Source organism: Serratia sp. Tan611 (assembly GCF_905188235.1).
GTDB classification, from domain to species: Bacteria; Pseudomonadota; Gammaproteobacteria; order Enterobacterales; family Enterobacteriaceae; genus Serratia_B; species Serratia_B rhizosphaerae.
Genome location: NZ_LR994655.1, coordinates 386,579 through 411,054, shown reverse-complemented (window position 1 = coordinate 411,054; position 24,476 = coordinate 386,579). Strand labels below are relative to the sequence as shown.

27 protein-coding genes and 1 tRNA gene are annotated in these 24,476 nt (G+C 54.2%); 12 read left to right on the top strand and 16 right to left on the bottom strand.

What is annotated here, in order from left to right; genetic code table 11:
- The first annotated feature begins 9 nt into the window (after window positions 1-9).
- Both frdC and frdD read left to right on the top strand, forming a co-directional pair.
- A complete protein-coding gene (gene frdC / locus TAN611_RS01885; protein ID WP_105229467.1) occupies window positions 10-402 on the top strand; it encodes a fumarate reductase subunit FrdC in 393 nt (130 codons plus the stop codon).
- Between the two features lie 12 nt (window positions 403-414).
- The gene (gene frdD / locus TAN611_RS01880) at window positions 415-774 is read left to right on the top strand and encodes a fumarate reductase subunit FrdD (protein ID WP_105229466.1); all 360 of its coding nucleotides are present in this window, start codon (window positions 415-417) and stop codon (window positions 772-774) included.
- 47 nt (window positions 775-821) lie between these two features.
- On the opposite strand, the gene sugE is transcribed toward frdD, so the two are convergent.
- The 4 genes from sugE to efp form a co-directional block, all read right to left on the bottom strand.
- Window positions 822-1,139 (bottom strand): quaternary ammonium compound efflux SMR transporter SugE, encoded by a 318-nt coding sequence (gene sugE, locus TAN611_RS01875; RefSeq protein ID WP_105229465.1) that lies wholly within the window; start codon window positions 1,137-1,139, stop codon window positions 822-824.
- 222 nt (window positions 1,140-1,361) lie between these two features.
- Complete coding sequence (locus TAN611_RS01870; RefSeq protein WP_054306510.1) at window positions 1,362-1,493, bottom strand: entericidin A/B family lipoprotein; 132 nt, start codon at window positions 1,491-1,493, stop codon at window positions 1,362-1,364.
- 101 nt (window positions 1,494-1,594) lie between these two features.
- Window positions 1,595-1,726: an entericidin A/B family lipoprotein gene (locus TAN611_RS01865; RefSeq protein WP_041411700.1), complete on the bottom strand. Its 132-nt coding sequence runs from the start codon at window positions 1,724-1,726 to the stop codon at window positions 1,595-1,597.
- 69 nt (window positions 1,727-1,795) lie between these two features.
- On the bottom strand, window positions 1,796-2,362 hold the full coding sequence (efp, locus tag TAN611_RS01860) for an elongation factor P (protein WP_105229464.1): 567 nt from the start codon (window positions 2,360-2,362) through the stop codon (window positions 1,796-1,798).
- Between the two features lie 41 nt (window positions 2,363-2,403).
- On the opposite strand from efp, the gene epmB reads away from it, so the two are divergent.
- Window positions 2,404-3,444, top strand: a complete 1,041-nt coding sequence (gene epmB, locus TAN611_RS01855; protein ID WP_105229463.1) for an EF-P beta-lysylation protein EpmB — start codon at window positions 2,404-2,406, stop codon at window positions 3,442-3,444.
- Between the two features lie 65 nt (window positions 3,445-3,509).
- On the opposite strand, the gene TAN611_RS01850 is transcribed toward epmB, so the two are convergent.
- From TAN611_RS01850 to TAN611_RS01835, 4 genes are all read right to left on the bottom strand, one after another.
- Window positions 3,510-3,854: a DUF4156 domain-containing protein gene (locus TAN611_RS01850; protein ID WP_105229462.1), complete on the bottom strand. Its 345-nt coding sequence runs from the start codon at window positions 3,852-3,854 to the stop codon at window positions 3,510-3,512.
- A 255-nt stretch (window positions 3,855-4,109) separates the two neighbouring features.
- Complete coding sequence (gene groL, locus TAN611_RS01845; protein WP_105229461.1) at window positions 4,110-5,753, bottom strand: chaperonin GroEL; 1,644 nt, start codon at window positions 5,751-5,753, stop codon at window positions 4,110-4,112.
- Between the two features lie 45 nt (window positions 5,754-5,798).
- Entirely contained in the window at window positions 5,799-6,092 is a 294-nt protein-coding gene (locus tag TAN611_RS01840) for a co-chaperone GroES (RefSeq protein WP_105229460.1), read from the bottom strand.
- Between the two features lie 218 nt (window positions 6,093-6,310).
- Complete coding sequence (locus TAN611_RS01835) at window positions 6,311-6,802, bottom strand: FxsA family protein (protein ID WP_105229459.1); 492 nt, start codon at window positions 6,800-6,802, stop codon at window positions 6,311-6,313.
- Between the two features lie 351 nt (window positions 6,803-7,153).
- Between TAN611_RS01835 and aspA the strand changes: the two genes are divergently transcribed.
- The 6 genes from aspA (at window position 7,154) to TAN611_RS01805 (ending at window position 13,119) form a co-directional block, all read left to right on the top strand.
- On the top strand, window positions 7,154-8,590 hold the full coding sequence (gene aspA, locus TAN611_RS01830; protein ID WP_105229458.1) for an aspartate ammonia-lyase: 1,437 nt from the start codon (window positions 7,154-7,156) through the stop codon (window positions 8,588-8,590).
- A 235-nt stretch (window positions 8,591-8,825) separates the two neighbouring features.
- Window positions 8,826-10,127, top strand: a complete 1,302-nt coding sequence (locus TAN611_RS01825; protein WP_105229457.1) for an anaerobic C4-dicarboxylate transporter — start codon at window positions 8,826-8,828, stop codon at window positions 10,125-10,127.
- Between the two features lie 125 nt (window positions 10,128-10,252).
- Complete coding sequence (cutA, locus tag TAN611_RS01820) at window positions 10,253-10,576, top strand: divalent cation tolerance protein CutA (RefSeq protein ID WP_105229456.1); 324 nt, start codon at window positions 10,253-10,255, stop codon at window positions 10,574-10,576.
- Window positions 10,552-12,264 (top strand): protein-disulfide reductase DsbD, encoded by a 1,713-nt coding sequence (locus tag TAN611_RS01815; RefSeq protein ID WP_197951033.1) that lies wholly within the window; start codon window positions 10,552-10,554, stop codon window positions 12,262-12,264. The genes cutA and TAN611_RS01815 overlap by 25 nt, the downstream gene beginning before the upstream one ends.
- 42 nt (window positions 12,265-12,306) lie before the next feature.
- Window positions 12,307-12,882: a transcriptional regulator gene (locus tag TAN611_RS01810; protein WP_111737877.1), complete on the top strand. Its 576-nt coding sequence runs from the start codon at window positions 12,307-12,309 to the stop codon at window positions 12,880-12,882.
- A 161-nt stretch (window positions 12,883-13,043) separates the two neighbouring features.
- Window positions 13,044-13,119 (top strand) — tRNA-Phe (locus TAN611_RS01805).
- Between the two features lie 190 nt (window positions 13,120-13,309).
- Here the strand turns inward: TAN611_RS01805 and TAN611_RS01800 are convergent.
- The 5 genes from TAN611_RS01800 to TAN611_RS01780 all read right to left on the bottom strand — a co-directional run bounded on the left by TAN611_RS01800 (window position 13,310) and on the right by TAN611_RS01780 (window position 19,972).
- On the bottom strand, window positions 13,310-14,338 hold the full coding sequence (locus tag TAN611_RS01800; protein ID WP_203067199.1) for a site-specific integrase: 1,029 nt from the start codon (window positions 14,336-14,338) through the stop codon (window positions 13,310-13,312).
- Window positions 14,339-14,402: 64 nt separating this feature from the next.
- Complete coding sequence (locus TAN611_RS01795; RefSeq protein WP_203067198.1) at window positions 14,403-16,148, bottom strand: TraI domain-containing protein; 1,746 nt, start codon at window positions 16,146-16,148, stop codon at window positions 14,403-14,405.
- Entirely contained in the window at window positions 16,142-17,596 is a 1,455-nt protein-coding gene (locus tag TAN611_RS01790) for a UvrD-helicase domain-containing protein (protein ID WP_203067197.1), read from the bottom strand. Before TAN611_RS01790 ends, TAN611_RS01795 begins: the two co-directional genes overlap by 7 nt.
- A gap of 292 nt (window positions 17,597-17,888) precedes the next feature.
- A complete protein-coding gene (locus TAN611_RS01785; RefSeq protein ID WP_203067196.1) occupies window positions 17,889-18,716 on the bottom strand; it encodes a phosphoenolpyruvate hydrolase family protein in 828 nt (275 codons plus the stop codon).
- Window positions 18,716-19,972, bottom strand: coding sequence for a Tm-1-like ATP-binding domain-containing protein (locus tag TAN611_RS01780; protein WP_203067195.1), 1,257 nt, complete (start codon window positions 19,970-19,972; stop codon window positions 18,716-18,718). Before TAN611_RS01780 ends, TAN611_RS01785 begins: the two co-directional genes overlap by 1 nt.
- A 127-nt stretch (window positions 19,973-20,099) precedes the next feature.
- Between TAN611_RS01780 and TAN611_RS01775 the strand changes: the two genes are divergently transcribed.
- The 3 genes from TAN611_RS01775 to TAN611_RS01765 are packed head-to-tail and all read left to right on the top strand — an operon-like array spanning window position 20,100 to window position 22,288.
- Window positions 20,100-20,723: a TetR/AcrR family transcriptional regulator gene (locus tag TAN611_RS01775; RefSeq protein WP_203067194.1), complete on the top strand. Its 624-nt coding sequence runs from the start codon at window positions 20,100-20,102 to the stop codon at window positions 20,721-20,723.
- Complete coding sequence (locus TAN611_RS01770) at window positions 20,720-21,196, top strand: GNAT family N-acetyltransferase (RefSeq protein WP_203067193.1); 477 nt, start codon at window positions 20,720-20,722, stop codon at window positions 21,194-21,196. Before TAN611_RS01775 ends, TAN611_RS01770 begins: the two co-directional genes overlap by 4 nt.
- A 48-nt stretch (window positions 21,197-21,244) precedes the next feature.
- On the top strand, window positions 21,245-22,288 hold the full coding sequence (locus TAN611_RS01765; RefSeq protein WP_203067192.1) for a hypothetical protein: 1,044 nt from the start codon (window positions 21,245-21,247) through the stop codon (window positions 22,286-22,288).
- 85 nt (window positions 22,289-22,373) lie between these two features.
- Here TAN611_RS01765 and TAN611_RS01760 read toward each other — a convergent pair whose 3' ends face one another.
- The 3 genes from TAN611_RS01760 to TAN611_RS01750 all read right to left on the bottom strand — a co-directional run bounded on the left by TAN611_RS01760 (window position 22,374) and on the right by TAN611_RS01750 (window position 24,465).
- Window positions 22,374-23,036: an N-6 DNA methylase gene (locus TAN611_RS01760; protein WP_203067191.1), complete on the bottom strand. Its 663-nt coding sequence runs from the start codon at window positions 23,034-23,036 to the stop codon at window positions 22,374-22,376.
- Window positions 23,037-23,157: 121 nt separating this feature from the next.
- Window positions 23,158-24,084 (bottom strand): DUF1281 domain-containing protein, encoded by a 927-nt coding sequence (locus tag TAN611_RS01755; protein WP_203067190.1) that lies wholly within the window; start codon window positions 24,082-24,084, stop codon window positions 23,158-23,160.
- Window positions 24,085-24,198: 114 nt separating this feature from the next.
- Window positions 24,199-24,465: a TA system toxin CbtA family protein gene (locus TAN611_RS01750; protein ID WP_203067189.1), complete on the bottom strand. Its 267-nt coding sequence runs from the start codon at window positions 24,463-24,465 to the stop codon at window positions 24,199-24,201.
- Window positions 24,466-24,476: the final 11 nt, after the last annotated feature.

Sequence of the window (24,476 nt, the reverse complement as noted above, 5' to 3'; positions counted from 1 at the left end):
GAGAGTGCAATGACAACACAACGTAAGCCTTATGTGCGCGCCATGGCGCCCAACTGGTGGCAAAAACTGGGGTTCTACCGTTTCTATATGCTGCGTGAAGGCACCTCCGTGCCGGCGGTGTGGTTCAGCATCCTGATGATTTACGGCGTCTTTGCCCTGAAGGGCGGCGCGGAGAGCTGGGCCGGATTCGTCGGTTTCCTGCAAAATCCGCTGGTGCTGCTGATTAATATCATCGCCCTGCTGGCGGCGCTGCTGCACACCAAAACCTGGTTCGATCTGGCGCCTAAAGCGGCCAATATCGTGGTCAACAACGAGAAAATGGGCCCCGGCCCGATCGTCAAAGCCCTATGGGCGGTGACCATTCTGGTCACGCTGGTCGTTCTCGCCGTCGCGCTACTGTAATTGGGAGGAAATATGATTAATCACGCACCTAAACGCTCCGACGAGCCGATCTTCTGGGGGCTATTCGGCGCCGGCGGCATGTGGGGCGCCATCGTGGCACCGGTGATCGTGCTGCTGCTGGGTATTTTGCTGCCGCTGGGGCTGTTTCCGGGCGATGCGCTGAGCTATGAACGCGTACTGACGTTCTGCCAGAGCCTGATCGGCCGCCTGTTCCTGCTGCTGATGATCATTCTGCCGCTGTGGTGCGGCCTGCACCGTATCCACCACGCGATGCACGACCTGAAAATCCACGTGCCGGCCGGTAAGTGGGTGTTCTACGGCCTGGCGGCCATCCTGAGCGTCGTCGCGCTGATCGGCATCGTGACGCTATAACCACCAGGGGCGGCCGAGCTATCCGGCCGCCCCTGGTATTTACCGCATCAGTGACTGCTGAATTTCAGCCCCAAAATCCCGGCAATGATCAGGCACAGGCTAAGAATGCGCATCATGTTGGTCGATTCGCCCAGCAATATCATACCCATCACCGCCGCGCCTACCGCGCCGATGCCGGTCCATACCGCATAGGCCGTGCCGGCCGGCAGCGTTTTCATCGCATTCGCCAACAGCAGCATACTCACCACCATCGCGGCGATGGTAATAATGCTTGGCGTCAAACGGGTAAAACCGTGGGTATATTTCAGGCCTATCGCCCAGACAACTTCCAGTAAACCGGCAAAAACAAGAATGATCCATGCCATGAAACGGCTCCAGGATTAGGTGGGGTCGTCCCCGGACAGCAGGAAGCGCAGGAAGGTCGTCCAACCTGGCTGAGTGAAGTTATGGATTATATCGCCAAAATGGCGTCTGCGGAACATACCGGCGCCGCACAAAAGCTATGCATACAGGGTATTCCACCGCCAGGGAACAGAGAACAACGCCCGTGATTGCTAATGGAATACCACAGACATTAGAGCGTGACGCTATTGCGCGCTGCGTTGAATCGCTTCGCCGCCGGCCTGTACATCCTTACCGATGCCTTCGGTGGTATTGCACGCGGTCAGCGAAAACAGGAACAGCACGGAGCACATAGCAAGGATACTTTTCTTCAGCATAAGACTTCCTTATTTATCAGTGATGAAAAGATACGGCTCTCTAAGCGTAGTCAATATTGGCGGGCGTTGCGCAAGAAATGGTGTGTGCTATGGACGGCAGCTTAGCTCGCGCCACGGGAGATCGCACCGCCAAGATGCTGAACGTCCTGGCCAAAACCACGGAAGGTGTTGCAACCGCTTAACGACAGCAGCAGCGTCAAGGAAATAACGGCCAACAGAGTTTTCTTCATCATGCAAATTCTGCCAACTATCAAGGGAATAAAATAAAACGGGGGAATCCGATGACTCCCCCGCTTTGATGCTTATTTAACGCGTGACACGTATTCGCCAGAGCGGGTGTCAACTTTGATCACTTCGCCAATCTGTACGAACAACGGTACTTTAACCACGGCGCCGGTAGACAGCGTAGCTGGCTTACCGCCGGTACCTGCGGTATCGCCTTTCAGGCCTGGATCGGTATCAGTGATTTCCGCTTCGATGAAGTTCGGCGGCTGAACGGCGATAGCACGGCCATCCCACAGGGTGATGATACATTCCGCATTGTCCTGCAGCCATTTTGCCGCGTCGGATACGGTTTTGCCGTCAACCTGATACTGTTCGAAGGTTTCAGGGTGCATGAAGTAATAGAACTCGCCGTCGGTGTACGAGTAGTTCATGTTGGTATCTACTACGTCTGCGCCTTCGCAAGAATCGGTAGATTTAAAGGTTTTTTCCACGCGGGTGCCGGTCAGCAGACGGCGCATTTTTACGCGGGCGAACGCCTGACCTTTACCTGGTTTCACGAACTCGCTGGATTCCACAGCATAAGGTTCGCCTTCAAACATGATTTTAAGACCCGAACGGAAATCGTTGCTAGAATAAGTCGCCATAATGGCCCTCTGAATTTTAAATTGGTAGCTTAGCCAAAAAAATGGCACATATTGTAACCCAAAACATCGCAGATAGAGAAGATTGGTTGCATCAACTCGCCGATGTTATTACCGACCCCGATGAATTGCTGCGGCTTCTGTCACTGAACACGCATCCGCAATTGCCTCAGGGACGCGATGCTCGCCGCCTGTTCCCGCTGCGCGTGCCGCGCGCGTTTGTCGCCCGCATGCGCGCTGGCGACGCCGGCGACCCGCTGTTACGTCAGGTGCTGACCGCCAGTGAGGAGTTTGTGACCGCCGCCGGCTTTACCACCGATCCGTTGGATGAACAGCGCAGCGTGGTGCCCGGCCTATTACACAAGTATCGTAACCGCGCCCTGCTGCTGGTAAAGGGCGGCTGCGCCGTCAATTGCCGCTACTGCTTCCGTCGTCACTTTCCTTATCAGGATAACCAGGGCAATAAGGCCAACTGGCGCCAGGCGCTGGACTATATCCGCCAACACCCTGAACTGGACGAGATCATCTTCTCCGGCGGCGACCCGCTGATGGCGAAAGATCATGAACTCGACTGGCTGATCGGCGAGCTGGAAACCATTCCGCATGTAAAGCGCCTGCGTATCCACACCCGTTTACCGGTGGTGATCCCGGCGCGCATCACCCATGAACTCTGCCAGCGGTTGTCCCAATCACGCCTGCAGGTGCTGATGGTGACCCATATTAACCATGCCAATGAAATTGATGCGGCGCTGACGGCCAGCATGGCGCAACTGCGCCGTTCCGGCGTCACCCTGCTCAATCAGAGCGTACTGCTGCGCGGCGTCAACGACCATGCCGATACGCTGGCGGCGCTGAGCAACGCCCTGTTTGATGCCGGTATTCTACCCTATTATATTCACGTGCTGGATAAGGTGCAGGGCGCAGCCCACTTTATGGTCAGCGACGATGACGCGCGCCATATCATGCAGCAGTTGCTGAGCAAGGTGTCCGGCTATCTGGTGCCGCGCCTGACGCGGGAAATCGGCGGTGAAGCCAGCAAAACGCCGCTGGATCTGCGGCTGGCGCAGGACGGGCCCCAGCCATAAGCGAAAAAAAGAGGAATGCGCAGGCATTCCTCTTTTTTATCTCGCTGGTTAACGGCGCGGAGCCGTTATGGGCATTTATAAACCTGACCCATCATTTTGCTGTCCAGAGGCGCAAAGCTGGAGAGCAGATTCTGGCTTGGGCTGGTCGCACCGTAAATCACGTTGCCGCCCATTTCAGCCGCCTTGTTACGCAGATCATTGGCCGCGCCGCGCAGGCCGCCGCTTTCTGCATTACTGCCGGACAGCCAGTTGCTCTGAGTGCCGGTGACTTCCCCCACCAGCTGACATTCCGCCGCCGGTTTGGTATCGGTAAATTTAACCTGCTGACCTGCGCTGGTCAGTTGATGAGTGGTGCTGCATCCTGCCAGCAGCAACGCCGCCGAAAGTCCCAGTAAGGCTTTAGTCCGCATCTTGTTCCCCATAGAATGTTGAGAATTACGCAAAAGCTTATCAGAAAGCAATGCTACCTCTTAAGCTTCCGTTGCCACGTATACTTGGTCAACGCATAGAGCGACAGTTGATGAGGTAACAGTTTACACGCTAAATCCGTCCGGCCGGTAAAAATATCGCCAAACACGGTGCGCCAATGCACGAAAAAGCGACCCTATAAAAAAACCCCGGCGCCAGGCCGGGGTTTTCACTCACGCAAGCGTGAAGGGGGATGATTACATCATGCCGCCCATACCGCCCATGCCGCCCATACCTGCAGCGCCCATGTCGGCTTTATCTTCTTTCGGCAGGTCGGTAACCATGCACTCGGTGGTGATCATCAGGCCAGCCACGGATGCCGCGTACTGCAGTGCAGAACGGGTTACTTTGGTTGGATCCAGGATGCCCATGCCGATCATGTCGCCGTACTCTTCAGAGTAAGCGTTGTAACCGTAGCTGCCTTCGCCCGCTTTCACGCTGTTAGCGATAACGGAAGCTTCTTCACCGGCGTTGACCACGATCTGGCGCAGTGGCGCTTCCATCGCGCGCAGCGCAACTTTGATACCCACGTTCTGATCTTCGTTGTCGCCTTTCAGCTCGGCAATTTTGCTGGCTACGCGGATCAGCGCAACGCCGCCGCCGGCAACCACGCCTTCTTCAACCGCAGCACGGGTCGCGTGCAGGGCATCTTCAACGCGGGCTTTCTTCTCTTTCATTTCAACTTCGGTAGCTGCGCCAACTTTGATAACGGCAACGCCGCCTGCCAGTTTAGCAACACGCTCCTGCAGTTTTTCACGATCGTAGTCGGAGGTCGCTTCTTCGATCTGCTGGCGAATCTGCGCTACGCGGCCCTGGATGGTCGCTTCGTCGCCGACGCCATCGATGATGATGGTGGTGTCTTTGTTGATCACAACGCGTTTGGCCTGGCCCAGGTCTTCCAGCGTGGTTTTTTCCAGTTCCATGCCGATCTCTTCAGAGATCACGGTGCCGGCAGTCAGGGTAGCAATATCCTGCAGCATGGCTTTACGACGGTCGCCGAAGCCTGGCGCTTTAACCGCAGCCACTTTCACGATGCCGCGCATGGTGTTCACCACCAGCGTAGCCAGCGCTTCACCTTCAACGTCTTCAGCAACGATCAGCAGCGGTTTGCCGGCTTTCGCTACGGCTTCCAGTACTGGCAGCAGTTCACGGATGTTGGAAACTTTTTTGTCAGCCAACAGGATGAACGGGCTTTCCAGCTCGACAGAACCGGTTTCCGGCTTGTTGATGAAGTATGGGGACAGGTAGCCGCGGTCGAACTGCATACCTTCAACCACGTCCAGCTCGTCCTGCAGGCCGGTGCCTTCTTCAACGGTGATAACGCCTTCTTTACCGACTTTTTCCATCGCTTCTGCAATCAGTTTACCCACGGTTTCGTCGGAGTTTGCAGAGATGGTGCCGACCTGTGCAATCGCTTTGGAATCAGAGCAAGGTACGGACAGTTTTTTCAGTTCTTCTACCGCTGCAATAACCGCTTTGTCGATGCCGCGCTTCAGATCCATCGGGTTCATGCCCGCAGCAACGGCTTTCAGGCCTTCGTTCACAATGGCCTGCGCCAGAACGGTTGCGGTGGTGGTGCCGTCGCCCGCAGCGTCGTTCGCTTTGGAGGCAACTTCTTTCACCATCTGTGCGCCCATGTTTTCGAACTTGTCTTCCAGTTCGATTTCACGCGCTACGGATACGCCGTCTTTAGTGATGGTTGGCGCGCCGAAAGATTTGTCCAGCACTACGTTACGGCCTTTCGGGCCCAGGGTGACTTTTACCGCGTCCGCCAGAATGTTCACGCCGTTAAGCATTTTTACGCGTGCGTCATTGCCGAATTTTACGTCTTTAGCTGCCATTGGTATTTCCCTTCAATTCTTTTCAGTTCAGAAGATAAAGCGTAATTACGCTTCAACAATTGCCAGGATGTCGCTTTCGGACATGATCAACACTTCTTCATTGTCGATCTTCTCGGCTTTCACGCCGTAACCGTCGTTGAAAATCACGATGTCGCCGATTTTCACATCCAGCGGTTGAATATTTCCGTTTTCCAGAACGCGCCCTTTGCCAACGGCCACTACTTCGCCACGAGTGGATTTACCCGCCGCAGAGCCAGTCAGTACGATGCCGCCAGCAGATTTTGATTCAACTTCTTTGCGCTTGACGATAACGCGGTCATGCAATGGACGAATACTCATTGAACGCTCTCCTGTAAGAAGGTCTGTCTCAGATTTAGGGTTGTGCACCGGATTATCATGTTTACCGGCCTCGTGGGTTTTGAGATGGGGGCATTCCAACCCCCTTCAAGGGGGCGGGAAAAAAAAATTTTTAACCGACGGAGTAATTGCGATCGCCCACACAAAAACGCGGCCAGAAGGCCGCGTGGTGATTCACTGTGAAATACGACAGACGTCCGTTAACGATCGTCACGTTTGTCATGATCGTCCGGGCGGTGTTCCAGCGTATGGCGATCGTCGTCCTTACGCTGGAATTCACCGTCAAAAGTATTGCCGTTGGCCGCATCACCACCTGGCCCCCGGCCGCCGGGGCGGTAAACCGACAGATGCGGCATCAGCTTCAGGGTCAGCGTTTTCTGCACCGGCGGCAGCAACAGCAGCAGGCCGAGGAAATCGGTAAAGAAGCCCGGCACCAACAGCAGGAAGCCCGCCATCACCAGCGAAACGCTTTTCACCATTTCGGCCGCCGGACTTTCGCCGGCCGCCAGCTTCTGCTGCATCTGCACAAAGGTTTTCATTCCCTGGTTGCGCACCAGCGATATCCCGACACAGGAGGTGAAAATCACCAGCAGCAGGGTGACGGCGACGCCCAATACGGCGGCGACTTTGATAAATAAAGATATTTCAATGTATACCAGCAGAAATATCAGCAAAAACGGTAACCAGCGCACCGTGTTCTCCTATCAGATAGCTTCGCGTACCCGCTCCGGGCGCATACGAGAATAATAAAGTGGCCTGATAAAACAGGTCGAGTTAATTACAATGAGGGTAGCCGAGCGGCTTTTCAACCGGCTGGTCTCTTTTAAATGGCTACACTGATAAATGTGAATCAGATCACGGAATGCAAAAGCTGTGGTTTTTGAACGTTCAGATAGTGATCTGTGTTCATTCATTTATTGCGAAGCAGCATATGATCGGCGCAGCTCCGACCGTTTAGGTTGATACTGCGGCGGTTGGCGCTCACGGCAACATAAATTAACTAACAAAATAAATAATTCGGTAGCTACATAGAGAAGGTTCTCATGTCAAACAATATTCGTATCGAAGAAGATTTGCTCGGAACACGTGAAGTACCCGCAGATGCCTACTACGGTGTTCACACTCTGCGTGCGATTGAAAACTTTTATATCAGCAACAGCAAAATCAGCGATGTTCCTGAGTTTGTCCGCGGCATGGTGATGGTGAAAAAAGCGGCCGCGCTGGCGAATAAAGAGCTACAAACTATTCCGCGCAAGATCGCCGATACCATTATCCTGGCCTGTGATGAGGTGCTGGATAAAGGTAAATGTATGGACCAGTTCCCGGTGGACGTCTTCCAGGGCGGCGCGGGCACCTCGCTGAACATGAATACCAACGAAGTGCTGGCAAATATCGGCCTGGAGCTGATGGGGCATCAGAAAGGGGAATACCAGTATCTGAACCCGAACGATCACCTGAATAAGAGCCAGTCCACCAACGACGCTTATCCGACCGGCTTCCGCATTGCGGTTTACGCCTCGGTGATGAAGCTGATCGACGCCATCAACCAACTGGGCGAAGGCTTCGAACGTAAAGCCAAAGAATTTGAAAATATCCTGAAGATGGGCCGCACCCAGCTGCAGGACGCCGTGCCAATGACGCTCGGCCAGGAGTTCCACGCCTTCAGCGTGCTGCTGAATGAAGAGACCCGCAACCTGCGCCGCACCGCGGAGCTGCTGCTGGAAGTCAACCTGGGTGCGACCGCCATCGGCACCGCGCTGAATACGCCGGACGGCTACCAGCAGCTGGCAGTGCAAAAGCTGGCTGAAGTCAGCAACCTGCCGGTCGTGCCGGCCGAAGATCTGATTGAGGCCACCTCGGACTGCGGCGCTTACGTCATGGTGCACAGTGCGCTGAAGCGTCTGGCCGTGAAAATGTCCAAAATCTGCAACGACCTGCGCCTGCTCTCCTCCGGCCCGCGCGCCGGCCTGAATGAAATCAACCTGCCGGAACTGCAGGCTGGCTCCTCCATTATGCCGGCCAAGGTCAACCCGGTGGTGCCTGAAGTGGTCAATCAGGTGTGCTTTAAAGTGATCGGCAACGATACTTGCGTTACCATGGCGTCCGAAGCAGGTCAGCTGCAGCTGAACGTGATGGAGCCGGTGATCGGCCAGGCGATGTTCGAGTCTATCCACATCCTCACCAACGCCAGTTATAACCTGCTGGAGAAATGCATCAACGGCATTACCGCCAATAAGGAAGTGTGCGAACACTACGTCTTCAACTCTATCGGCATCGTGACCTACCTGAATCCGTTTATCGGCCACCACAACGGTGACATCGTCGGTAAGATTTGTGCGGAAACCGGTAAAAGCGTGCGGGAAGTGGTATTGGAGCGCGGCCTGTTGACGGAAGCCGAACTGGATGACATCTTCTCCGTCGAGAACTTAAAACATCCGGCCTATAAAGCAAAACGCTATACAGATGAAAACGAACAATAACAGATACATCCGGTAGCCTGAAAGGCACGCTAAATCCTCTGGATAGCGTGCCTTTTTACTTTCTAGCGCCCACAAATTTTTAACGTTTCATTTTCATATAACCAAAGTTATTCGGGTTGTCGCGCCCCCGTCACGGCGCAGCGAACACGCCGATGGAACGGCGGATACGTACGGCCGGGCAAACGGCAGCCTGAAAGATGGCGAATATAAAAACTTTATTGCGAGGAGCAACACTATGTTAGCGGTGGAATTGATCATCGTTCTGCTGGCCATTTTTCTCGGGGCCAGACTGGGCGGTATCGGCATTGGCTTTGCAGGGGGCCTTGGGGTTTTAGTTCTGGCGATGATCGGCGTAAAGCCGGGCAATATCCCCTTTGACGTAATCTCCATCATTATGGCGGTGATCGCCGCCATCTCCGCGATGCAGGTCGCGGGCGGTATGGACTACCTGGTCCAGCAAACCGAGAAGTTACTGCGTAAAAATCCAAAACACATCACCATCCTGGCGCCGGTGGTCACCTACTTCCTGACCATCTTTGCCGGCACCGGCAATATTTCCCTCTCCGCGCTGCCGGTGATTGCCGAAGTGGCGAAAGAGCAAGGCATTAAACCCTGCCGACCGCTCTCTACCGCCGTCGTCTCCGCCCAGATCGCCATTACCGCATCGCCGATTTCCGCCGCCGTGGTTTATATGTCCTCGGTGATGGAAGGCCACGGCGTCAGCTATCTGCATCTGCTGATGGTGGTCATTCCGTCGACCTTCCTGGCGGTGCTGCTGATGTCGCTGCTGGTCACCTGGCTGTTCGACTCCAAACTGTCTAACGACCCGGTCTACCTGAAACGACTGGAAGAAGGCCTGATTACCCTGCGCGGCAACAAGGTGATGGAGATTAAACCGCGCGCCAAGTCATCAGTGTTGCTGTTCCTGCTGGGCGTGCTGTGCGTGGTGGCCTACGCCATCATCAACAGCCCGGGGCTGGGGCTGGTCGCCAAGCCGCTGATGAACACCACCAACGCTATTCTGATCATCATGCTGAGTGTCGCCACCCTGACCACGTTGCTGTGCCGCGTCGATACCGACGCCGTGCTGAACTCCAGCACCTTCAAGGCCGGCATGAGCGCCTGTATCTGTATCCTGGGCGTGGCCTGGCTGGGCGACACCTTCGTACAGGCCAACCTGGACTGGATCAAAGAGACCGCCGGCAGTGTGATTCAGGCGCACCCATGGCTGCTGGCGGTGATCTTCTTCTTCTGCTCGGCGCTGCTCTACTCCCAGGCCGCCACCGCCAAGGCGCTGATGCCGATGGCATTGGCCCTGAACGTCAGCCCGCTGACGGCCGTCGCCTCTTTCGCGGCGGTATCCGGCCTGTTTATTCTGCCGACCTATCCGACGCTGGTCGCCGCAGTGCAGATGGACGATACCGGCACCACCCGTATCGGCCGTTTCGTGTTTAACCACCCGTTCTTTATTCCCGGCACCATCGGCGTCATCCTCTCCGTAGTGCTCGGCTTCCTGCTGGGCGGCATCATGCTGTAACTCTCCACGGGGCCGTCAGGCCCCGTATTTCCTGCGGTATCCGCGCTGGTGATAAACTCGCCTTCTAGCCGCTAGGCCTTCAGGGTATAGTGCTCTGCAGAGAATCGGGTTGAGAGGGAGTCAAGATGTCTGATTGCGAAGCCGTCGTCATACTTTGTACCGCACCGGATGAGGCCAGCGCTCAGGAGCTGGCGGCCCGCGTGCTGGGTGAAAAGCTGGCCGCCTGCGCCACGCTGCTGCCCGGCGCGTCATCGCTGTATTACTGGGAAGGGAAACTGGAACAGGAGTACGAAGTCCAGATGCTGTTCAAAAGCAATCGCCAGCATCAACACGCCCTGCTCAGCTATCTGAAACAACATCACCCGTACCAGACGCCCGAGCTGCTGGTACTGCCGGTGATGGCCGGAGATAAAGACTATTTGTTATGGATCAACGCATCATTAAACTGATTTTCCTGCTGTGCAGCCTGTTCTTCCTGCCGCAGACGGTGCAGGCCTCGCTGTTCAGCAACGGCGGCGGCAGCCAGTTTGTGCCGGTCGATCGGGCATTTGCCTTCGACTTCCAGCAAAAGGGCCAGCAACTGACGCTGAACTGGCAGATCCGCCCCGGCTATTATCTGTATCGCCAGCAAATAAAACTGGTGCCGCAGCAGGCGCAGCTGGCCGACTTCAGCCTGCCGAAAGGGATAAGCCATAAAGACGAATTTTTCGGCGAGACCGAGATTTATCAACAGCAGTTGCAGCTGCCGCTGACGCTGCGGCAGGCCTCGGCGAACGCCAGCCTGAGCGTCACCTATCAGGGCTGCGCCGCCGCCGGTTTCTGCTACCCGCCGGAAACCCGTGTGATTCCGCTGGACGCCGTGGCGGCGTCATCCCCGCCAACGCCGGCCAGCGCGACGCCGGCAACGCCCGCTCCCGCCAGCCTGCCGTTTTCACCGCTGTGGGCGCTGCTGATCGGTATCGGCATCGCATTTACCCCCTGCGTCCTGCCGATGTACCCGCTGATTTCCGGCATTATCCTCGGCCGGGAGCGACCGCACAGCAGCGGGCGCATCCTGCTGCTGGCGGTGGTGTATGTGCAGGGTATGGCGCTGACCTACACGCTGCTGGGCCTGGTGGTGGCCGCCGCTGGCCTGCAGTTCCAGGCGGCGCTGCAGCATCCGTACGTGCTGATTGGCCTCTCCGCGCTGTTTATCGCCCTCGCGCTGTCGATGTTTGGCTGCTATTCGCTGCAGCTGCCTTCCTCACTGCAGACACGGCTGGCCAACTGGAGCAACACTCAGCGCGGCGGCTCGCTGTTCGGCGTCTTTGTGATGGGCGCGCTGGCCGGGCTGATCTGTTCGCCTTGCACCACCGCACCGCTCAGCGCCATCCTGCTGTATATCGCGCAAAGCGGCAATATGTGGGCCGGCGGCGGCACGCTGTACCTGTACGCACTGGGGATGGGCATTCCGCTGATTATCGTCACGCTGTTCGGCAACCGACTGCTGCCGCGCAGCGGGCCATGGATGCAGTACGTGAAAGAGGCCTTCGGCTTTGTCATCCTGGCCCTGCCGGTATTCCTGCTGGAGCGGGTGATCGGCGATCTGTGGGGGCTGCGCCTGTGGAGCCTGCTCGGCCTGGCGTTCTTCGGCTGGGCCTTCGCGCTGAGTTTGAAAAGCTCACGCGGCTGGACCCGCGCGCTGCAGCTACTGTTGCTGGCCGCAGCGGTGATCGCCGCCCGCCCGCTACAGGACTGGGCGTTTGGCCCCGGCGCCGCGCAGCAGGCCGTCCAGCCGCACCTGGCGTTCACCCGTATCAGCAACGTAGAACAGTTGAATCAGGCGCTGCGGCAGGCGCAGGGTAAGCCGGTGATGCTGGACCTGTACGCCGACTGGTGCGTCGCCTGCAAGGAGTTTGAGAAATATACCTTCAGCGACGCCGGCGTGCAGGCCAGCCTGGCCGACACGGTGCTGCTGCAGGCTGACGTCACCGCCAACAGCGCCGAACAGGCGGCGCTGCTGAAACATCTACAGGTCTTGGGATTGCCCACCATTTTGTTCTTTGACCGTAACGGCCATGAGCAAACGGCCAATCGCGTTACCGGTTTTATGAATGCCCAGACGTTTAACGCACATTTGCAGAAAACTGTGCAGTAAACGACACTGAGGTGCAGAAGCAGAATTTGGAGGGGAACACAGGTGCAACGCGAACATGTTCTTGATACCGCGCTGGGGTTGCTGGAACAGCAAGGTCTGGCGAACACCACGCTGGAAATGCTGGCAGAGAAGCTCGACGTACAACCTGCTGATTTCAAGCCCTACTGGCCGGATGCGGAAGCCTTGTTGTATGACTGCCTGCGCCATCACGGGCAGCAGATCGACGCCTGGCGCCGGCAATTGCTGCTGGATGAGACGCTGACGCCGCAGCAAAAACTGCTGGCGCGCTATGACGTGCTGGCGGAATACGTACAGAACGGTCGCTATCCCGGCTGCCTGTTTATTGCCGCCTGCAGCTTCTTCCCGGAGGATGACCATCCGATCCACCAGCTCGCAGAGCAGCAGAAGATGAGCTCGCTGGCGCTGACCCGCGACCTGCTGCGGGAAATGGACGCCGACGACGCCGATATGGTGGCCCAGCAGATGGAGCTGATTCAGGAAGGCTGCCTGAGCAAATTGCTGATCAAACGACAGCTTCAGGATGTTTCCGTCGCCAAACGCCTGGCGGAAGACATTCTGCAGGTGGCCCAGTGCCGCAAACACGGAGCCTTGGGCTAGGTGATTACAGCGCTATCCGGCCATATAACGCGCTGATTATCCTGCTTAAGGATAAACTTCACGCAAGCTGAATGAAAAGAAAGCAAACGACGCTGTTTTTTCACGTTTATGTCATAAAGCGATTGACGCCAACCGGGCTTTACGGTTTAATGCAGCCCGTTGCCCGGATAGCTCAGTCGGTAGAGCAGGGGATTGAAAATCCCCGTGTCCTTGGTTCGATTCCGAGTCCGGGCACCACTAATTCTGCATATTTGCACGCTTGTTAGAGGCATTCCCTGTAACGGGCGAAATCGGAACCAGCAAGTCGTTAATCATTCAGTTAGCTAATTACAGCAAGACTGTTATGGGTATGGTTCCTCAAGAAGGATGCCTGTGTTCCAGCACAGGCGTCCTTTTCTTGATCACTGTTCATATTCACAGCGAATCATCATATTGTCAAGCTTTGTAAGCCTCTCGCTGCAGTTATATCTGTATGCAAAACAAGCTCCTTTTCCAAAGCCTGGCCGGCGACTTCCATATCCAACTCGATATACTCCATTGTGGTGCTGACATTCCTGTGCCCCAGCAAATCTTTAACCAGCTTTAAGTTTCTGTCCGGCGCCTTCATCAGCTCTGTTGCTAACGTATGACGGAATCGATGTGAAGAAACATCAAATCCACATTCCCTGGATAAGCGGCGATAGAAACTACGAAACGACTGCATCACCCCTTTCTCGCTATAGACGTATTGCGTGTGTCGTGGCGTCGTAAAACGTTTCACGTCAAAGAGCAGATCTTGAAGGCCGGCGCCTCGCTCCATGGCACGGGAGATCAACTGTTTTATCCGTTCTCTCAACTGCCGGACAATGGGCACCTTCCACTCTCGATGGGTCTTGCTCCCTTCCAGTCGTAACTCTATCCAGCCTTGCTCAAGATTGACGTCTCCCAAGCGTATGTGTACCAGCTGATTATTCCGCATGCCGGTATACCTGAACGTATCAAGCACAGTCATCCAGAACCAGGTCGGATAAAGTGCGCACTTCCCGCCACGTAATGGTTTTCTGTCCTTTTCCCGTTGTTCATACTGCTGCATGATTAGATACATGCGAGTCAGCTGCGTCCGCGTTAATATTCGCTTTTTCTTTGTGTCAGAACGGACAACCGTTCCGTTAAACGGATTATCTTCAAACTCAACAAGTCCTTTTTTTATCCCCAGATTAAAGATCGCACGCAGATGCGCCACCTTGTTGTTCCAGGTATGTACCGATAAATTTTTCTCCTTTAATAAATGCCGGCGCCACAACAAAACGTCACGTTGAGTGATCTTGTTTGGCGGAACCGTGGCACCAATGAAACGAGTAAAAGTGAGAACAACCTTCCTATAGCTCCACTCGGTAGCCGAACGAAGCTGCTTGGTGAAGAAATACTCTTCGAGTAAAAACTCCCATTCATCATGCATCAATTCTTCGTTTTTCATTGCAATACCTCATCGTTGCTTTATCGCACCCTGACCATTAAGTGATTCAGGGTTCCCTGGTTAACTACGGGATCACCAATAACTGGCTATCCTCAGGTACATGTTTCCCCCCATATAAACTATTGGCTTTCACCAGGTAGCCATTGATACGCCGGTACGAACCGCATCCGGCAGGCTCCTGGTACAAATGACCAATAAAAAATCGCTGCCCTTTACGTACTCTGTGCCTCCCCTGTTTTTCAAACGCCTTCTGAATAGCATTCCGCTCGGAACGCTCCTTACCACACTCTTTTATATACAAGTGAAAAATCTCTGGAACACAAAGGAAAACAAATCCGCTGACCATATGCGCCCTGGACTCAGGATGATTGACGCTGATGCGCTGCTCTTGAAGCCCTGTGGCCAGCCACTTCCAAAACTCATCGTCTGCATTTTCCATCTCTTGTTGCCGCTGACTTATCGCCATCTGTTCAGATCCCTGATTGCTTAAATCAGTTTGAACAAGGGGTTGAGCGTCTGGCTCTTCAAGAAGAAGCGGTTCGGCAATAGATTCTGATGGAGAAGGCTCTGGGTCATCAGCTGCCTCAGTTTCAGTGCTAATATCAGTTGCCGGCTGCTGACTGCCTTCTGATGGAGGTACCTCATTCTGAGGGGCGTCACCTTTCTCAACGGGCTCTGAAGCAGCCGGCGCCAATACACTGACATTCATCAGCGAAAGTAGCGCCTGCATATCCTCCTCAACCTCAACAGCAGGTTCGGGTGCAACAACCATCTCGGCCAGGGGTAAATCATTTACAGGGGCATCCAACGCGGAGCTCAGCAGTACATCCCCCGATGGAACAGCCATGGCTTCTTCCGAGCTGACTGCAGCTGCAGTGTCAGCACCATTTTCCTGGTCGTTAGTGGCAGCAGGTTCTCCCGTCACAACACTTTGGACTGCTGCACCAGGTACACTGCTCTCCAACACAACCTGCGCAGCAGGTGCACCAACAGGATCTGGCGATGTCTCTGCCGGCACGGGTATGGAAGAGGAAGGAGCAGTAACGGCCGTTGGCGCCGCCATGCCAATGGCATCACCGCGCGCCAGCTTGACAGCCTCCTGGACTATCTCATCGATCACCGGCAGGGAACTGGGCTGACGTGAAGCTATCAGCATCACTGCCTGCGCGGCAGCCGGCAGGGTAGACAGCCAGTTGACCGCCTCAGCCGGTAATAACCGACACGCTATTAACCCACTTTGGCTTGCCGTGATAACAGGCTCAGGAACAGCCGGTCTGAACCGAAAACGGTAAGGTTCGGCAGGAACGGTCAACCCGGGTAACCACGGGCGCCCAGTCTGCAGCTCACCTTGGAACAGCGCGAGTTGTGGCAGGTAACGCCAGAGCGCCGCGTAAAACACCACCGCGTTCCACAGAATATTTTGCGCCGACTGATCTTCAGGTGCGGCGCCTGGCGGCAACATATGCCCCTTGGCCAGGCGAACGGCAAAGGTCGTCGTCTGCAGCGTGATATCGACCAGGCCTCCTTCGTTGGCATATTCACCTTGCTTGGTTGCCGGCAGTTGCTGCATCAGCGTCACCAGGTGATGCAGCGGCTGCAGATAAAACTGCTCGTACAAATCCTTTGGCAATGAGCTGTTTTCCCACAGCTGCTGCAGGCACTGTTTACGGGCGGGTATGTCCAGCAGCTGCGTGGCGGACTTCGGCATAAAATACCCTGCCTGCCCAGCAGGCGGTGAAGATGCTGATGATTTTGCCCTGGCCGGTACTTCACGGGTACCGACCAGCAGCTCCTTGATGGCTTTCAACATGCAGGTATATCCCCTTCCCCGTCATCCGCGGCGTCTTCGTCGAGGAGTACCTGCAGCAACCCGTTAATCACCAGGACTTTTCGCGCGCGAGTGACAGCTACATACAACAGATTGGTTTCATCGGTACGTTCATCATCAGGCAGCATCGGGTCGGTGATGTCGGCAAAGTCTTCATTCAGGGCGACCACCGGCCATTCCAGTCCCTTACTGCGGTGCGCCGTCGACACCGTAACCTGGGCCTGGGTTTCCTCCTTCACCGCATGCTCACGCATCACCTGCAGTTTTTGTGGCAACGGGAAATACTGTTCAAGCAGGCGTAAACCCTGGTTCATTTCCGGATCTTTCGTGGCCTTGGCCACCGATTCGAATTCCTCAAAATCACGGTACTCCCGCGACAACGCCGGCGAGCGCATCCGTTCGGGCATGTCTGCAGAGAACCAGTACAGGTCCTCGAGCTCCTCGGTTTTGTAGCCGGCGATACCGCCGACCCAGAACACCTTCTGTCCTGCCAGGCTGGCATCCAGCGCAGCCCCGATCACGCCGGCAACGGTTCGGCTTAATACCGTGACGTGCTCTCCCCGGTTTTCTTCTGGCAGACGTGTGACCACCGCGTCTTCCCCGCCATCGCCCACAACGGGCAGCGTTTCCCCCTGGCGGGCCAGCAGCATGTTGGCCACGCTGGCCACCGCCGGTCCGAACCGGAAACTGTGAGTCAGATTCAACCGTTCAGCGTCAACCAATGCCGGCGCATCGAGGGCATTCTCGGCACCTCGGAAGCGGTAAATCTGCTGATGACGATCGCCGACCAGCACCACATTACAGTTCTGCGCCAGCACCAGGCTCTGTGTCACCGGATTGGCATCCTGCGCCTCGTCGAACAGCAACGTTTGCCAGCGTTTTGAGAGATCTGGCTGAGAGAGCTGATACAGCTTGAGATAGACATCGTGTGTAACCAGGAACGTGCCGTCCTGGCGCGCAGATTCGCGCCATAACAATTGCGCGGCCGTCAGGATCCTTTCAGCGGACACCCCGCTGCGGTCATCTTCATCCGGCAGATGTTGCGCCCCCAATTCGTGGTCGGCACTGCACAAAAAGGCGTTGAAGGCCATGATGGCCGTTCTGGCCAGCGGCCAATGGCGGGTATTGAGCAGGCGGGCAACGTCGGTGATCCGCAGATTCCCTGTTAACCGCTTCTGGTAATGACGGCCGAAGTTTGCCCAGGCCAGCTGATGCGACGTTTTGCACTCAACGTTGAACGGGAATTTCTGTTCGGCTTCATCCCTAACCGCGCGGTTATACGCAAGGTAGAGCATCCTGCTGTTCGGGTTCGCCAGGGCATAGCGCACCAGGGTGGACGTTTTGCCCGTGCCGGAAAACGCTTTGACGACCAGGCGATGACCAGACCAGCCGATAATAGCGGCCTGTTCAGGTGTATCAGAATAAGACATCAGCAGCACTCCATTAAAACGGAACCGGCGCTATGCTGCGCAGGTCGGCACGATACGCACCACAGGAAACTCTTTTCCCGGAAGAAAAGATTTATCCTGTTCAGGCGTATTCAGGGTGATATACCGTTATCACTCATGCTGCTGCAGTCTGGTGAAGTAAAAGGCCGCAAAAAGGCCACGTGGATTAATCATCCACGTGGGCGTTTGAGGCAAAAACAATTATTTATATTATATTCAGGGCGCTACCATCATTATTTAAGCCCTATTTATTATTCGGGAATTAAATGAATAATTAATTCCGTTTTATTTGTTTAAATACTTCGACGGTATTTTTAATCGCTATTTCCGTTGGCAGGCGTTCCATCGAACTGGCGCCGTAGAAGCCGTGACAGTCCGGGCAATGCGCCAGAACATACGCAGCGTCTTCAGGCCTGGATATAGGACCGCCGTGGCACAGCACTATCACGTCATCACGTACCGCTTTCGCCGCCCAGGCACAGGCGTTGATTATCGGTATGCAAGACTCCAGGTCATGCGCCGTTTCAGCACCGATATCCCCACCGGTAGTCAGCCCCATATGCACAACAATGATGTCCGCACCGGCCTGGGTCATCGCTACCGCGTCGTCCGGATTGAAGACGTACGGGGTGGTCAGCATCCCCTTCTCATGCGCCAGACGTATCATGTCGACTTCCAGCTGATAGCCCATGCCGGTCTCTTCCAGGTTCTTGCGGAAGTTACCGTCGATAAGGCCCACCGTCGGGAAGTTCTGCACCCCAGCAAAGCCCTGGGTTTTCAGCTCGTCCAGGAACGGCGAGAGATTGCAGAACGGATCCGTACCGCAAACGCCGGCAAGTACCGGTGTCTTTTTGACAACAGGCAGGACTTCATCGCCCATCTCACGCACTATCTGGTTGGCATTACCATACGGCATCAGCCCCGACAGTGAACCGCGGCCAGCCATTCGGAAACGCCCCGAGTTGTAGATGACGATCAGGTCAACGCCGCCGGCCTCTTCGCTGCGCGCGGAGAGACCAGTACCAGCGCCAGCACCGATAATCGGTTCATCACGGGCTACTTTCTGTTTCAGACTTTCAACAAGCATCTTGTAGTTATTCATTAAAGTTTCCCTGGTGTTGAGTGATGAGAGGTTCCCTGGTGTTGCATGACTGCGTTGAACTCCTCAATCACAAGTGCTGCAAATTCAGGTGCGTTAATATGGTGAGGCGTTTTGATAATCCGGCGCCGGCTCGTCTGTAACACAGTCTTCTCTAACCCGTCAGCAAACGCCCGTCGTGCGTCAGGGTCATAAAACGGCTGGCCAGGAGCATCAAGCGCGGAGAATCCGCCTTCTGGTAGTAAGAAACTAACAGGCCCATTGCATTGATTGAGCTTTTCCCCAATCCACACGCCGAGCTGGTAGTTTTCCCTTGGTGTTGTGCGCATTAGCGTCACCTGAGCGTTATGCTCGACAAATTTCCTTTGCTGAGCATAACGCTCAGGTATGCTGTCAGGCTCTGCAAAGTTGACCATGTCCAGGGCGCCGGCGCTGCCTACCCAGGGCACTTCTGTCTGGGCGATGACATCGAGTCGCGTTTCCGGGCAGGCCAGAACGCCACCGAACAACAGGTCAGCCACTTCGGTCAACGTGATATCAATAACCCCGACTATCTCGCCATTTTCGACTAGCCGCTCCATCGAGGTACCACCGTTCCCAGTGGCATGGAACACCAACGGATCATACTGTTCGTTCAGCACAGCGATCAGCTGGTTAATACATGGCGTAGTCACCCCAAACATGGTCAGTCCGAGTACTGGCTGTTGCGCCCGAGTAGGCGCAACAACATAGTTGACCGCGCCGGCTATCATATTGGCTGCATAGGTCAATATGTTGCGAGACAGGTAGTTGAGGCCGCTGAGATCCGTCACGGTATACAGCATGGCGATATCCACACCACCGACATAGCCGCCCACGTTACCGGATGCCATCGTAGATATCATCAGCTTGGGTAAGCCTATCGGCATCGACTTCATGGCTGACGATATGAGGGCTGTTCCCCCCGAACCGCCTATACCAATCAAGCCCGAGATATCCTCCAAAGTGCTGCGTAGAAAGCGCGTCAGCGCTACAGACATAGCCGTAACCGCCCGGCCGCGTTCATTACAGAAGACAGCTTTGCTGCCTTCAGGATGATATTCAGCGATCTGAGACGACGGGATATCTATCTTGCTGTTTTCACTTAGCGCCTCCGGACTCCCTGTGGACACATCAATGATGTGTGAATCCACGCCGGCGGCATGTAAACAGGACTTCAGCCAGACCAGTTCATCCAGCTTGGTGTCTGCAGTCCCTATGACATACACAAACTTGGCCATACAACTCACTCCGTGATAAGGGGTGAAAGATTGATTGATATCGTGCAATATAAAGCTAGGCTAATATTTTATAACCTGCAAGATATTTTTATCACATGTGATATTTTTTGTTGAGCGAGACAAAAAAATGCAACTTTTTGACGAAAACAACCTGTCACCAGTGCGGCGCAGAACGCTTGAACGTCTTGTTAATGCAGCGCTGAAGCTCTACAAGGAAGACAAATTCCCATCCCCGGAAGAGATTACCCGCGAAGCCGAATATGCAAAGGTCACCCTCCGGAGTTACTTCACGACGCACAGCGAGTTCGTTGAGTATGTCGTCAAACAGGTCATAGGGTCTGTTGAGCGGCCTACCATGGGGGAGGATGCTGAGGAAAATATCAGCCGATTACTGGGCTGGGGATATGGAGAGCTGTACTCTCATGAAGGACTAATGCGTGATGCAATGCGCATTTCGCAACATCGCTGGCAGGCCCACCATGAGGAGCAGGGGCGTGAAGAAGAAGATACTCTGCTTAAAAAGAGTAACCGTCGCGAAGCGCTCACTGAAGCATTAGCGCCGCTTGAGTCACAGCTCCCAGAGGAAAAAGTTCAAAAACTGGTCATGCTGATGTCAGTGCTCTACGGGACCGAAGCGATGACGGTACTTAAAGATACCTTTGGCCTGGAGCAGGAAGAGATCGTAGATTTGACCACCTGGGGGGCTAAGCTAATGCTCAGACAGGCAGTGATTGAGGGAGAGTCGAAATGAAAAGACGAGCCATTAAAGATGATTTGCCATTCATAAGTAAACTCATCTTCGATGCAGCTAAAAATAATCACTTTTCACGGGAACTCCGCTCACCTATTAGATGGTTTTTTTTCAAACGCAATCTTAATTCCATGGTCATTAAAGATCGTGACAACGGAGGGTTTACGACAGAGGTTTACATCTGGGAAAAACTAAATCTCCCCATTGGTTTCGTGATCCTCGCGTGGGATCCATTGGGTGGTTGGGAGTTAAGAATGGCCGCGATATCTTCTGAATACAGAGGAAAAGGTTATGGTCGAGAAATGCTAGACAACTTCCTATCAAAGTTCATGAAAGATAAAGAGACTTTATATGCACGTTGCTATTGGGAGTCTAAGGTTATGTTAGGTTATCTGAAACGTAGAGGATTTAAACAGTTGAGTGCGGATAAAACATCCACATTCCTAACTAATGATTATAGATATACCTATTAACAACCAATCAAAAGTATAATTATCAAAAAATAACACAGAGATTTATTTATGAGCACTAAAAATACACTCCCAGCGCTTGACGCTGATAGACTTTTAGAGAACGCATTAACTTCGATACGACTTGGTGTGGAAGACTTTAATAAAAGCCAACGAAGCCTAGATGCGGGTGGGGATCCTGATAGGGCCCTATCAGCTGTAAGAAATTTGTTTTCTGGAGTTCTATTACTATTTAAATATAAAATAGCCAAATCTGTTGATGAATCCTCAGATGCGGCCTCGTTAATATTTAACCCGCCAGAAGTGTTGCCTGTCCCTGATGGAAGTGGTGGTGTCAAATGGGAACCATCTGGTAAGTTTAAGAAATCAACTATAGATGTCGGGACAATAAAAAAGAGATTTGAAGGATTCGGAATCGATGTTGACTGGCGTGTTATTAATAAGCTTCAAGACTGCCGTAATCATTTAGAGCATCTTCACCCTGCTAATACTTTAGGTGAGGTTGCTGACTTTGTGGCTGAATTGTTCCCAGTATTAAGGGACTTCATTCAACAGCAGTTAGACGAGCATCCTGGCGACCTTCTTGGTGAATCATGGCAAATCATGTTGGCACATCACAATTTCTTTGTTGATACCAGGAAAGAGAATGATAAGAAGTGGCTTACTGCTGGGGTTCCAGAGCAAATGCTATCATTAACAACAATTGCCAAATGCGAGGTGTGCGGTTCATTGCTAATTGCCCCCAATACAGACCAGTTAGACGGTGGTGAGACAGTAAAGTTTAATGAAGAGAGTCTTTTATACCATTGCCTAGCTTGCAATAACTACGGTCTTGCAGCACAGTTACTGATAGATACGCTCAATGAAGATAACTTCGTCGACCCAAGGAATGGTGGGGAGCCTATTATTGAAACGTGTTATTCATGTCATCATGAAACATTTGATACAATTAAACAGAGATGCCTTTGGTGTGATGAGGAGTTAGATCATAAAGATTGCGTTAATTGTGGCGTCACATTGAGTCAAGATGAGCAAGGTCTTGATGGTCGATGTGGTTATTGTAACAATCAATATGATAAATATATGCGCGATTAATATAGCCCCCTCATCAAGCATCCCATATAGTAATAACCCTCCCCATAAACTCACAGGAGGGTTATTTGTCAATTAATAAGTTTTTTTATTTTAGGCGAGCAGACCAATTCCCCAAATAATGCCCAGCCGTGTGGAGTATTCGGCGTCGCTCGTTATGCAGCGAGTTGCCGATCACCACTTCCCCCGCGATACCACAGAGCGACAGCTGGATATAGGCCATACCGGCTGCCAGCGGGTCGATGTCAGTGGCCGACACCCACATATGGCGGTGTGAGAGATAACCTGCCTGATTAAGCACATCGGCATAGGCCAACACCATACAGCCGGCACCGCACGCCGGTTCGGCAAGGGTAATAAACGGTTTATCCCGGAAAACGCTGTCAACATCGCCCAGGGATATCTGCGCCATCATCCTGCCAACGTCCCACGGCGTGAAAAACTGGCCGCGGTATTTATCGCCCAGCTCCAACTGCATGAAGACCTTCCCCAGGAAATCATTGAATTGCTCCATCATGCTCGTCGACACCAGGGCAAGCAGCTGCGCCATGCGACTGACGTCCGCTTTCTCATAGCCTTTGACGATCTGCAGGTACTTGTCTTCCCGCTTTTGGTTGAAGCAAAGACGGTTCTCCAGCGCGATGACGCTGCAGCTGACGAAGTCCTCAAACACCTTGGTGCGCCGGTGATACCGCGCCGTCTCATTGAACAGTGAGATAAACGCCTTTTCATGGTTAATAAGTCCGGACATACGTGTTCTCCAAAGAAAGGGAACACGTATCCCGGGCGGGAAACAATGTTCCCCGAGGGATGAAAAAAGACCACCGGAAAATCCGGTGGTCATCGTTTAGGGTCGGTGCTGCAGCGAGCGTTTAACTCGCTACGGCGTTGGGTGGTAACGGCAAGGAGTCCTTGTCGGCATAGGTAAACTGGATCACCTCACCGCCCAGGACTTCCGGCTCCATTCGGCCGCCATCGACATGTTCACCGTGGTCGTAACGGTCGTAACCGCTGCGGCCGGCGTCGAACATATGCCAGCTGTGTTCAACCTGACAGCTGAACTGCCTTGACAGCTCCCCAATGACCTCGCCTGCCGGCGCGTACCACGGAGAATCAAAGTGCACCGTCAGAACATTGATGCTGTCACGCACGCAACCGACGTTGTGGCCACACGGCCATTCAACGCCATACTGACGCCCGTACAGGTCAACCGTTGCCGGCACATCACGCAGCAGCGCGCCGCCGGCCCCGTTCAGCTCTGTCGCCAGACGCGTGGGGATCAACATCAGCATGTCGCAGGGCACGGTATACTCAGGCATATTCCCGAGCCGCTCCCAGCAGCTGCCGGCATCAACCTGGCCATCAAGCCCCACAATGCCGAACCAGTCGGCAAACTGGCGCTCGATGACGTCCGCTATTCGCGCCTGGGCAAGTGGTGGAATGTTCTCCCACTTGACTGACGCGATGCCGGACTGGCTGTAGAGCCGCTCAATCTGACGGATATTTTCAGCCGTCAGCGGCGCATCGGCTTTCAGCAGCCAGAACCACTGTTCAAACGCCAGGTTCTGTACTGACGAAACGCCGGGATGTGCCAGCAAACCAGGGTAAGGGACATAAACCCCCGGTTTTACCGTCGCCGGTTTCAAGATGCCGGCACAACCTGCCAGAAACATCCTGCAGCTTTGTTGGATGGCATGGCGGTAGTCAGGAACGACATGGCCATTCACCCATTGCTGCAGCTCGTCGACAACCACAGATTGGCCGGTAACAACCAGACGATTTTTGCACCAGTTAGACATGGTAGTTCTCCTCTTCATTCAAGAAAAAAGGAGAGACGTCCCCATCGGGGGAGCATCTCCCCCGTTGGGTTAAGGTGTAAATCAGTGACGGTCAGCCTGTAGGCTCAACCGCCGTCAGTGGCCGGAAAGTTCGCGTAAAACCCGTAACTCATGGGCCAGGCTAATGGGTGGCGACAACTGCTGATAGTCATTGACATCGATACGTTCGAGGTCGAATTTCTCAGCCAGATCGTTAATCGCCTCATACGGCCGTAAACCGGCCTCCTGCATAGTAATGACGCAGACCTCTTCGCAGAGGTCGGTGTCGTTCAACGTCAGTCCGTAATGCCGACTTAAAAGTACGCCGGCAACGGTCTGCCAGTGGTGTTGTTCCTCGGTCATAATGCCTCCCC